Source organism: Vibrio sp. V23_P3S9T160 (genome assembly GCF_963886625.1).
Taxonomy (GTDB): Bacteria; Pseudomonadota; Gammaproteobacteria; order Enterobacterales; family Vibrionaceae; genus Vibrio; species Vibrio anguillarum.
This window is the reverse complement of sequence record NZ_CAWPDB010000189.1, coordinates 1-11,995: the sequence shown is the minus strand read 5'-3', so window position 1 is coordinate 11,995 and position 11,995 is coordinate 1. Positions and strand designations below refer to the sequence as shown.

Annotated in this window: 8 protein-coding genes; 6 read left to right on the top strand and 2 right to left on the bottom strand. The window is 44.2% G+C overall.

Annotated elements, in window-relative coordinates; genetic code table 11:
• Positions 1–338: 338 nt before the first annotated feature.
• Positions 339–1,433: a NapC/NirT family cytochrome c gene (locus AACU59_RS17740; protein WP_094144804.1), complete on the top strand. Its 1,095-nt coding sequence runs from the start codon at positions 339–341 to the stop codon at positions 1,431–1,433.
• Between the two features lie 22 nt (positions 1,434–1,455).
• Positions 1,456–3,903 carry a molybdopterin guanine dinucleotide-containing S/N-oxide reductase gene (locus AACU59_RS17735; protein ID WP_094144805.1) on the top strand — a complete coding sequence of 816 codons (2,448 nt, stop codon included), beginning with the start codon at positions 1,456–1,458 and terminating at the stop codon, positions 3,901–3,903.
• Between the two features lie 69 nt (positions 3,904–3,972).
• Here the strand turns inward: AACU59_RS17735 and AACU59_RS17730 are convergent, their stop codons facing one another.
• On the bottom strand, positions 3,973–5,433 hold the full coding sequence (locus AACU59_RS17730; RefSeq protein ID WP_017042471.1) for a DEAD/DEAH box helicase: 1,461 nt from the start codon (positions 5,431–5,433) through the stop codon (positions 3,973–3,975).
• A gap of 274 nt (positions 5,434–5,707) precedes the next feature.
• Here AACU59_RS17730 and AACU59_RS17725 point away from each other — a divergent pair, with 274 nt between their 5' ends.
• From AACU59_RS17725 to AACU59_RS17715, 3 genes are all read left to right on the top strand, one after another.
• Entirely contained in the window at positions 5,708–7,144 is a 1,437-nt protein-coding gene (locus AACU59_RS17725; RefSeq protein WP_026028850.1) for a 6-phospho-beta-glucosidase, read from the top strand.
• Between the two features lie 107 nt (positions 7,145–7,251).
• On the top strand, positions 7,252–8,256 hold the full coding sequence (locus tag AACU59_RS17720; protein WP_094145449.1) for a LacI family DNA-binding transcriptional regulator: 1,005 nt from the start codon (positions 7,252–7,254) through the stop codon (positions 8,254–8,256).
• A gap of 137 nt (positions 8,257–8,393) precedes the next feature.
• On the top strand, positions 8,394–8,615 hold the full coding sequence (locus tag AACU59_RS17715; RefSeq protein ID WP_010319365.1) for a hypothetical protein: 222 nt from the start codon (positions 8,394–8,396) through the stop codon (positions 8,613–8,615).
• A 131-nt stretch (positions 8,616–8,746) separates the two neighbouring features.
• Here AACU59_RS17715 and AACU59_RS17710 read toward each other — a convergent pair whose 3' ends face one another.
• Positions 8,747–11,128, bottom strand: a complete 2,382-nt coding sequence (locus AACU59_RS17710) for a glycoside hydrolase family 2 protein (RefSeq protein ID WP_094145450.1) — start codon at positions 11,126–11,128, stop codon at positions 8,747–8,749.
• Between the two features lie 340 nt (positions 11,129–11,468).
• On the opposite strand from AACU59_RS17710, the gene AACU59_RS17705 reads away from it, so the two are divergent.
• Positions 11,469–11,807, top strand: coding sequence for a YggL 50S ribosome-binding family protein (locus AACU59_RS17705; RefSeq protein WP_026028717.1), 339 nt, complete (start codon positions 11,469–11,471; stop codon positions 11,805–11,807).
• Positions 11,808–11,995: the final 188 nt, after the last annotated feature.

Here is an 11,995-nt window from a genome sequence, read left to right as displayed (position 1 = left end):
CAGGCTATTCGTGATTTTTGTTACTTTTCAAACCATTTTTAGTCAACATTATCAGTGATAAGGCTCTGCCTATCTTTGGGGTTTTTGTCTTTTATTTTTAATATCAATCGGTTGTGTTTTATGTGTTTTTAATTTCTATCATTTGTGTGGCTATTTATTTTCTATTTTATCAATTTATAGGAAAGGTGACATAGGTCACGCCTGTTTCTTGTCTAAATTGACTACTGTCAAGTTGACATCCCTCTTTGGGGGTATGATTTCCTTATGGAATACGATGCGCATCACATAAATGCAACGTGTTCTGTCAAAACCACATCCGTTGAGATTTGTGAGGAATAATGAATATTAAAAAAAGAATGATAGTGGGAGTTCTTGCTATTGGGGTGCTGCTCGGTTGGTTAAGCCTTGGAGGGACTCATGTCATCTTAGAAAAAACGTCGAGTACGGAATTTTGTCTCTCTTGTCATACTATGCAAGCACCCTTTCAGGAGTATCAAGGCTCGGTACACTTCAGCAATGCCAAAGGCATCCGTGCAGAATGTGCTGATTGCCATATACCCACTGATAGTATGGATTATTTAGTCACTAAAATCAGGGCGTCCAAAGATATCTATCATGAGTTTATTACCAAGAAGATCAGCACACCTGAAAAGTATGAAGCGCATCGAGCCGAGATGGCTGAAACTGTCTGGGCGCAATTAAAAGCGAACGATTCTGCAACCTGTCGTTCATGTCACAGTGAAGATGCGATGGAGATTTACGACCAAACGGCGCAAGCACAAAAAATGCATCAGTACGGTATCGACAATAATCAAACCTGTATTGATTGCCATAAAGGTGTGGCGCACATGCTTCCTGAAGTCAAAATGGACAGCCAAGCATTAGCCCATTTAGTTGAAGAGGCAAAGTTAACCCCTGTGGGCACTTCTATTGTTTATGCGATGCAATCTACGCCCATTTCTGATTTCGGAACGATCAATCCAGCGACGCCGCTGAAAGTATTGAATGAAAGCGATGGCAAGCGCACCGTTGAATTGAGTGGTTATCAGATGCAAGGTGCAGAACAAGTCTTGTATATGGGTGAAGGTAAGCGTGCTGTGATTGCTATGTTAACTGAAGCAGGGCAAAAAGCATTGAGCGTAAAAGAGTATAACGAAGATGCCTACGGAAATCAGTGGCGTCAAGTAACACTTGCCGGGGACATCGACACGCCAGTGTTGAGTAAAATGGATTCGCTTTGGGCATACGCTGAGCAATTGGACAATGTTTACTGTTCAACATGTCATGCCAAAATTCCGAGTAACCATTTTACGGTTAACGCGTGGCCTTCTGTGGCAAAAAGTATGGGGGACCGTACCTCTATTTCCGCAGAGGATCTAGAAATCCTCACGAAATATTTCCAATACAATGCGAAAGATGTTGTTGCCCAATAAAAAATGAAATAAGGATTCAGTGATGACTACTCTCACACGTCGAAGTTTTCTAAAAAGCGCTGGTGCAACTGCAGGTGCGATCGCTATTTTTTCGGTTAAACCCATGCCAGTTCTCGCTTCCGCACCGCGAGGAGCTGGTGTGCTGACTGCTGGGCGTTGGGGCGCTATGCTGGTTGAAGTTAAGGATGGGAAAATTATTTCCTCCAAAAATGCATTGCCGCAAACCGTACCCAATAGTCTACAAACCTCAGCGCCAGATCAAGTGCATACTAAAGCGCGGGTCAAATACCCGATGGTGCGTAAAGGTTTTCTAGCCAATCCCCATATGCCAGATGGTAAACGAGGAGACGATGAGTTCGTCCGCGTTAGTTGGGAAAAAGCGCTGCAATTAATCCACCAACAGCATGCCCGTATTCGCACTGCTTATGGAGCCGAGTCAATTTTTGCGGGCTCTTACGGCTGGCGATCCAGTGGGATTTTACATAAAGCTCAAACCCTACTGCAACGCTATATGAGTATGGCGGGAGGCTATTCGGGTCATTTAGGTGATTATTCTACGGGTGCTGCGCAGGTCATTATGCCTTACGTTGTAGGTTCGATAGAAGTGTATGAACAACAAACAACTTACCCTGTTGTGCTTGAAAGTAGTGATGTTGTGGTGCTTTGGGGGCTTAACCCTATTAATACACTGAAAATAGCATGGAGCAGTACCGACGGCGCGGGGCTTGAGTTTTTTAATCAACTCAAACATTCTAAAAAAACCATTATCGCTATCGATCCTATGCGTTCGGAAACCATCGAATTTTTTGGTGAAAACGCTCAGTGGATTGCACCACATCCTGGTACTGACGTTGCGATGATGTTGGGGATCGCTCACTCATTAGTTGAAAAGGGCCAACATAACCTCGAATTTTTGAATAAATACACCGCTGGTTACGACAAGTTTGAAGCTTATCTGCTAGGTCATTCTGATGGCACGCCAAAGACAGCACAATGGGCTGAGGCAATTTGTGGCGTTCCTGCCAAACAACTAGATCTATTGGCTGATATTTTTAGCAAAAATAGAACTATGATCATGGCTGGTTGGGGAATCCAACGTCAGCAATATGGTGAACAAAAACACTGGATGCTTGTCACTCTGGCTGCAATGCTAGGGCAGATCGGTTTACCCGGTGGTGGGTTTGGTTTTTCATATCACTATTCCAATGGCGGTAACCCAACGCGGACTGCGGGTGTTTTACCTGCTATATCAGCGGCCATTGATGGTGGTTCATCTGCGGGTAATGATTGGGCCGTTTCTGGAGCAGTAAATAGTTTTCCTGTGGCTCGTATTGTTGAAGCGTTGGAAAACCCATCCGGTCAATATCAACACAACGGGCATGAGAAAACATTTCCTAACATCAAAATGATCTGGTGGGCAGGCGGTGCAAACTTTACTCATCACCAAGATACCAACCGTTTGATTAAAGCGTGGCAAAAGCCGGAACTCATCGTTATCTCTGAGCCTTATTGGACTGCGGCCGCAAAACACGCTGATATTGTACTGCCCATCACGACGTCATTTGAGCGTAATGATCTCACCATGACAGGGGATTATAGCAATCAACATTTAGTGCCGATGAAACAGGCAATTGAGCCTCAATTTGAAGCGCGAAATGATTTTGATGTATTTGCTGATATGGCGGAGCTGTTAAAACCGGGCGGACGTGCAGTGTATACGGAAAATAAATCCGAAATGGAATGGTTGGCTGGTTTCTATAAAGGAGCTCAAGCTATCGGTCGCCAGAATCGGATTGCAATGCCTAACTTCAGCTATTTTTGGAAACAAAATCAGCTCATTGAGATGAAATGGAACGAAGCGAACGCGAAGTTTGTGCGTTATTCCTCTTTCAGAGAGGATCCTATCCTGAACCCTCTTGGTACACCAAGTGGCAAGATTGAGATCTTCTCCAAAACCATCGAAGGCTTCAAATATAGCGATTGCCCGCCACATCCTATGTGGATGCCGCCAACGGAGTGGGTGGGGAATGCTCAAGCCGATGAACTGCAATTGATGACATCGCATGCGGCTCATCGTCTCCATAGCCAGTTAAACTATGCGGCACTACGCGAGCAATATGCGATAGCAAACCGCGAACCGATCTGGATTCATCCAGAAGATGCAAAAGTTCGAGGGATCAAAGATGGCGATCTTGTCCGTGCTTATAATCAACGTGGCCAAGTCTTAGTTGGCGCGCTGATCACGGATGGAATTAAGCAAGGTTCGGTCTGTATTCATGAAGGGGCATGGCCCGATTTTGATAAACCTCATGGTTTATGTAAAAACGGAGGATGCAACGTACTGACCGCTGACATACCTACTTCAAGGTTAGCCAATGGCTGTGCTGGTAACTCTTCAATTGTGAAAATAGAGAAATATGCAGGAGAGCCACTTCCTCTAACCGCATTCACACCGCCCAAAGGCACGTAAAAGCACAAAGGCCACTAGATGAAAGTGGCCTTTACTTTTTAATCAGAGAGTCGTAGTCAGTGAGTAATATCAGCTCGCCGCGATTTTGTTTGTTCTACGAGGTCTATTTTGTCCAGCCGATCCGCTTCTCGTGGGTTGGTTTGCACTTGGTTTGTTACTGTTTGAACGAGTGGAATTGGCCGCTTTCGGCTTTCTGTCATTAGTTTTGGTATTCGCGCTTATGCTGTGACCTTTTGCTACATCACCAGAGCGCTGTCCGTCATTATGTTCTGGTTTGTTCTTTTTCGGCTTTTTCGCTTTAATCGGTTGTAGCGAAGGAGATGCCGGTAATTTGTTCACTGGCGCAAAGCCTTCAACCTCAATTCGTTCTAGTAAATTTTGGGTAAGGCGCTCAATGGCAAACATGTCTTTTGCTTCATCGGCGCAGACCAAAGAGATCGCATTTCCTTCAGCGCCTGCACGGCCTGTACGGCCAATTCGGTGAACATAATCTTCAGGGACGTTAGGCAATTCAAAGTTTACCACTTGTGGTAATTGGTCAATATCAATGCCGCGAGCGGCAATATCCGTTGCTACTAAAATGCGGATCTCACCACTTTTAAAATTGGCCAATGCCTTAGTACGTGCGCCTTGACTTTTATTGCCATGAATAGCGGCGGCGCTGATGCCACTGCCTTCAAGTTGTGCGGTTAAGCGATTAGCGCCGTGTTTAGTTCGTGTAAATACCAACGCTTGTTGCCAATTATTTTCTTTGATTAGTTGAATCAATAGTGCTGGTTTTTTCGCTTTATCTACAGGATGTACCCACTGTTTGACAGTTTTGGCGGTACTATTGCGTGGCGTAACCGAAATCTCGACTGGGTTGTTAACTAACCCTTTCGCAAGTTGGCGAATTTCATCAGAGAAAGTGGCCGAAAAGAGTAGGTTTTGACGTTTTGCTGGCAGCAGTGCAAGGATCTTTTTAATGTCACGAATGAAGCCCATGTCTAACATGCGATCCGCTTCGTCTAAGACCAAAATTTCTAATTGGTTAAATTTAATCGCATTTTGGTTGTATAAATCCAACAGTCGACCCGGTGTCGCGACTAAAATATCTACCCCACGACGCATTTTCATCATCTGTGGGTTAACTTTCACACCGCCGAAAATAACTTCAGAGCGTAGTGGAAGGTTTTGTCCGTAAGTTGCCACGTTGTCGGCAACTTGCGCGGCTAATTCACGTGTCGGCGTCAGAATTAATGCACGCACTTGGTTGGGGCCTACTTTTGGGCCTTTAACTAATAGATCCAAAATGGGCAGGGTAAATCCTGCTGTTTTCCCGGTACCTGTCTGGGCCGCTGCCATCACATCTTTGCCTTCAAGAACGGCTGGAATAGCTTGCGCCTGAATTGGCGATGGTGTTTCGTAACCTTGAGAAGCAACGGCTTTCAGGATGGCATGGGATAAACCCAGAGAGGCAAAACTCATTAAAATGTCTCGATATGTAAATAAGGAAGTGATCCGCATCACGTTGCGGAAAGGCGCAAGCATACAGTAGTCACAGCAAAAGTGCTACGGAATGTCTCTGTTTGCCACTTGTCAGTAACAAATAGTGCGTATTTTCTTCCGAGAACATTAGAATTATTAATTTCAATGTAACCGGTTTCTGAAACCGGTTACATTTTTACGATAATCGTTTATGATGTCACGCAAAGTAGCAAAGCGATGATGTATTTCTATACAACGTGTCCACATGGCGTGAAATAGCATATTAGATCGACATAAGGGTACATTGAGTCAGCAAATGAAGACGAGGTAGATGACGATGGCAACGAATGGTTTTCCAAAAGATTTTTTATGGGGTGGGGCTGTAGCAGCACATCAAGTTGAAGGTGGATGGAACCAAGGTGGAAAAGGAGTCAGCATTGTCGATGTGCTCTCAAAAGGAGCGCATGAAGTACCTAGGGTGATGACCTCCGGTGTGGATGCAAATTATTTCTATCCTAATCATGAAGCCGTTGATTTTTATAGTCATTACAAAGGTGACATTGCACTTTTTGCTGAGATGGGTTTTAAATGTTTTAGAACCTCAATTGCTTGGACTCGTATTTTTCCACAAGGTGACGAAGTCTCGCCCAATGAAGCAGGGCTACAATTTTATGATGATCTTTTTGATGAATTGCTGAAATACGGCATTGAGCCAGTTATTACGCTTTCGCATTTTGAGATGCCATTCCACCTTGTACAACAATACGGGGGATGGGCAAATCGCAAGCTTGTGGATTTCTTCGTTAACTTTAGCCAAGTGGTGATGGAGCGTTATAAACAGAAAGTGAAATACTGGATTACCTTCAATGAGATCAATAACCAGCGAAATTGGGAATTCCCACTGTTTGGCTACTGTAACTCAGGGGTGATCTTCACTGAACATGACAACCCAGAGCAGGTGATGTACCAAGTCATGCATCACCAATTTATTGCCAGTGCTTTAGTGGTCGATCTCGGTCATAAGATCAACCCTCAATTTCAAATGGGTAGCATGATTCATATGATGCCGCTTTATCCCGCGTCGTGTCGTCCAGAAGATATGATCCGCTCTCAAGAAATGATGAGAGAGAAGTACTTGTTCAGCGATGTGCAAGTTCGTGGCTATTACCCAAGCTATATTTGGCGTGAATGGGAGCGAAAATCGATAACCGTTGATATGCTCGATGGTGATGAAGCGATACTGCGTAAGGGTTGTGCCGACTACCTTGCGATCAGCTATTACATGACGAATATTGTCTCTGATGATCGCAACGCTGAAGGTGAAACAACCAGTTTATTTAAACAAAGTCGCTTAAACCCTTATCTCACAGCGTCTGATTGGGGATGGCAAATTGACCCGGTAGGGCTTCGCTACGCGCTTTCTGAGTTGTATGAACGCTACCAGAAACCGATTTTTATTGTCGAAAATGGTTTTGGGGCGATCGATGAAGTCGATGAGCAAGGCCAAGTGCAAGACGATTATCGGATTGAGTATTTACAAGCACATATACGAGAAGTGAAGAAGGCCATTGCTATAGACGGCGTTGATGTCATGGGCTACACCCCTTGGGGCTGTATCGATTGTGTGTCGTTCACCACTGGTGAATATAAAAAACGTTACGGTTTCATCTATGTAGACAAACACGATGATGGTTCTGGTTCAATGGCTCGCAGTAAAAAGAAAAGCTTTTACTGGTATCAGTCCGTGATCAAAACCAATGGCGAACAATTATAAACGTGGAATGACAATAATAATTGTTGATTGAGAGCGTTCATCCAGCTTAGGAAATTAGGTAAACTCCCTCGGCTTCCAAGAGTCGGGGGTTTTTATTAGGAGTCACCATGGCGACAATCAATGACGTTTGTAAAGCAGCGGGCGTGTCTAAAGCCACCGTATCGCGCGTACTCAATCAAACTGGCCAAGTAAAAGCAAGTACGCGAGAAGCCGTTTTACAAGCCATGTCCACCTTGGGTTATCAACCTAATGTGTTGGCGCAAGCATTAGCCACAAACAGTGCAAATGCGATTGGGCTGATACTTCCTCAGTTTCAAGGGAGTTATTTTGGCAGCTTATTGCATCAAGCAGCACAAGGTGCCGAGCAAGCACGTAAGACCTTACTTGTCATGGACAGTCACGATAACGCGGCAGGCGAATTAGCAGCAGTGCGCTCATTGCTCACTCAGCGTTGTGACGCCATCATGCTTTACAGCCGCCATTTGTCGAATCATGAGCTGGCATCATTGCAATCTGATGTTTCAGTGCCACTGATAGTACTCAATCGAACCTTGGAAGAAGTCGGTTTACATAGTTTTGGTTTTGAGCAGCATCAAGCCGCTTCTTTAGCGATTAATCACTTGCTTGAACTTGGCCATCGCCGCATTGCTTGCATCACTAGCCCTTTGGACAGTGATACAGGACAACAGCGATTTGCTGCTTATCAGTCAGGCTTGCAGCAGGCTGGTATTGAGCTCAATCACACGCTCGTTGTTGAAGGTGATAATTCTATGCTGGCGGGTTATGCCGCGGTTCAACGGTTATTAGAACAACAGAGTGAGTTCAGCGCTATTTTTGCTTGTAACGATGATATGGCACTAGGAGCAATGCGCGCACTTTACGAACATGCCATTTTGGTACCCAATCAGGTCTCTGTGATGGGGATTGATGATGAGCCTGCTGCTGCGTATTCGGTGCCCAATCTCTCAACAATATCGCTTCCCATTGAGCAACTGACGAAGGACGCAGTAGCCTTGGCCCTACAATTGGCTGAAGGGAAGGGCTCGGATGATGCCAAGATACATCGCTATCTAGGTAAGCTGGTGCTTCGAGAATCAACGTGCGCACCTTAAGAGGCCTCGCAGATTAATGACTCATTGAAATAATGAGCATTTATTTTAATTAACTGTATAAATCCACAGTTAATTGCTTGACATTATGTCACTCTTTACTAAGCTGTATGTATGCACAGTGAAGTTGGAGGTGAAATATGTTGTGGGAAACGCTAGAACGAGTTAACCGCCTTCGCCAAGAAGCGTTAGCCAACCCAGACTTTGTCCAATCCGCGCAAGACCATGAAGAGACATTGAAGCAGGTCGAGCAATACTTTGAACCAACGAAACGACGCAAGGCAGCAAAACGTGCAAAAACCCTTGCAGATATTTATCAACAGACTGAATTTGGTGAAAACCCATCTGGTGTTCAACATTAGTCAGTGTTTGACATGAGCGAATGTTGAACATGCATTAGCAAAAATGGTTTAGCTTGCAAAGAGCTGCTTGATACGCAGCTCTTTTTCGTTTCCTTCCTTAAGGCTGAGCGCTTGTCTTTATTCGGCTCAGTTCATTCAGCCAGTTGATAAATAGTACAGTTTAAGTGAGATTTATCGTCTGATCTAAAGGCGATTGTCCGCATTTGGTTGGGGAGCAAAAAGAAGCTGGAGTCAGAAAATTGTAGTACGTTGTCATGTTCTAGGTGAACGTAAAGTGCAGGTCGGTCAGTGGTCAAACAGAGACTGCCCGCACGATATTCACTCAATATGCGAGCCGATTTTAAGGGCAAGCGTTTGGGTACATCCGGCAGCCAAAAATTATCCCGTTGGCCATCTGTACTGACAAAGTAGATCGCGCCTTTTTCTGGTGTGAAATCCTTTATTGTGTGTTGCCACACGATTTGGTTACTCTCTTGGGGCAGTCGTTCATTGATTGACCAATGTTTTCGCAATTCTCCTTCCCATCCAAACCAATATATATCACCCACAAGGTATTGCTCACCGGGTGCATCATTAATGGCTCTCAGTGATAGGTGTTTCTCATCTTCAGAAAAACAGGCCAAAAGCGGGTTATAAAATCGTTTGGCGTGATAATGTAATTGCTTCCAGCGTCCAGAATACTCAATGCTTGACCAAGACGCGACGGGCCAGTTGTCATTGAGTTGCCAATATAATATGCCACGGCAAATCGGTGAGGTTGCCCGCCACGCTTCGACAGCCGTTTTAATCGCCATGGCTTGCTGAACTTGGCTCAAATAAAGCATCTGCTGGAAGCCATTCGGGAAACGGAAATAGCGAGTAAACATTTCGGTGATGATGCTATTACCACGAGCATTCTTTTGGTGATGTTCAAAATGAGGCGCACTGATATTCCAGTCGCTTTCTGGGATAATCTGCTTCACTTCACTAAATGAAGGCCAAGACTGATAACCGAATTCTGAACAAAATCGTGGGGATATTGAATGGTAAGCGTCAAAGGATTTACCTGAATGCCACACATCCCAAAAATGCATGTCACCTTTATTATCATCATGCCAAGCGTCACCAAAATCTAATTCACCATTGCAAGGTGAGCTTGCCCAAAAACGGCGACTTGGATCTTGTTCATTGACGAGGATTTCTAAAAAACGATTGAGTCGGTCGTAATTGACTAGGTATTTTTCACGGTTTTCTCGAGATTCTGGATACCAAGTTAATGAACCAATCACCTCATTATCACCACACCAAATGGCAAGGCAAGCATGGTGCTTCAAACGTTGTATTTGTTGTGTGACTTCTTGCTTTACCTCTTCTAAGAAACTCGGTGTTGAAGGGTATTGTGCGCAGGAAAACATCAGATCTTGCCAGACTAATAATCCGAGTTGGTCGCAAAGTTGATAGAAATGATCGTGTTCATAATCACCTCCTCCCCACACACGAATCATATTCATGTGAGCTTCTTGTGCGGCTCGTAACAGCTGTTGATAACGGGAAAAATTGACTTTGCTTGGCATGGCGTCCATTGGTATCCAATTCGCGCCCTTCACTGATATCGAGACCTCATTCACGATAAAGGTCATTTCACTGCCGATGGAATCTTGATCAGTGCGCAACGTGAGACGTCTTAAGCCAACTTGGCGGTTGATCTGCTGCTGTGCCATGGTAATAGACAGTGTGTATAAATAAGGGTCACCGTAACCGTTTGGCCACCAGAGATGCGGATGGTGAACATCAATATCTACACTGCTTTGGTTGCAAAATGCCTCACTATCGATCGTAATAGTTTGATCGCCAAAAGTAAGTGTGATGGGTGTGGAGAGCGATTCGCTATGCCGTATTCTCACGTGCAGCGTAACGTGTGTTAAAGCATGCCAAACTTGTTCAATATCCACACCCAGCAGTGAATATTCTTGTACCGTTTTTAATTGCATTGGTGCAAAAATACCACAAACAGCAAGGCATATACCCCAATCCCAACCACTGTGGCATTGAGGTTTTCGCACTGTGTTCATGTGAGGAAGTTGATTATTCCCTTGTGCCCACGGAATGGGAAAGGGCAGCTCATCGGCTCTTTGCTTGGCTACCGAAGCGGCAGGTTCAAATCGCCATTCAAAATGATTTACACCAATTTGCAGATAAGGGCGAATATTAACGGTATAGGTTTGAAAAGCATTATGGCACTGTAAAACCTTCTGTCCGTTGATCCATAGATCAGCAAACGTATCGACCTTATTCAGCTCCAGTAAGTGGTTTGGGCACTGAAGATCTGCCGCATTTAAAGTGATCGCTTTTGTTAATACCCAATGACATAAACCAGCCCACTGAACCTGAGACTCATTGGATGCATAATAGGGATGAGGGATCAAACCCGCTTGCAGTAATGCATGATACTGGTCGCCGGGCAGTGTCATCGCGATTTGGATATCGGGATACTCGGGTGAGCTCAATCGCCATTCACCGTTTAAATCAAACATAAATCCACCTCAAAAAATACGATTTACAAGGGCTAAATGAGCTGATTTAACCATGCACTATGAAATAAAAATGTGCATGGGTGGCAGGCTCAAAAGTTGTGCGAAGTTTTTAGATTAAGTTGCGAAGCAGTCAATAATTATGATTTTCTTGACTTTAATTTGACGTCACTAAGCTTGACGAGCGGCTTGTTTTAACTTGTTTTAACTTGTTTTGTCTTGGCACATCTTGAAACAATTTGTTGTGAAAGTGTCCGCTTGTGGCGGTTTATATAAAGAATCATTTTGGAAATGGTGCTGAAAGGTGTATAAATGCCGCATTCAAACAGAGAGAGAAAATATGATGAAAATCGACAAGCTAGAAAATAAAAACCGCCGTATCCGTAAGAAACTGTTTTTAGGTGAATTTGCGATCCTCGGTTTTGAAGTTAGCTGTACAACGTCTATCAAAGACTTTGAACAATACGATCTCTTCGTTGATGAGTTTATTGATTACGTTGATAACATCGGTCTTTGTTTCGGTGGTGGTGGATTAGAGATCTTTGACGGCTTTGTGTGCGCAGCCGATCGCTACCGTTCAGCAACAGAAGAAGATAAAGCGTTGGTTGTAAAATGGTTAGAAAATCGTGCTGAAGTGAGCAAAGTTGTTGCTGGTGAATTAGTGGATGCCAATTACGCTTAATTGCTCTTCTATTCTACGTTATTCAGCTAGTGCTTTTCATTTGCGATGTCTGACAAAAAAGCCGGAGTGAAACCACTCAGGCTTTTTTATTACGCTAAATTTTATTACGTTAAAAATCAGCATGTTTAACAAAATAAGGATTGTTGAATTTATTGGCGTGACCAACAATCGAAACCACTAAACGGTTC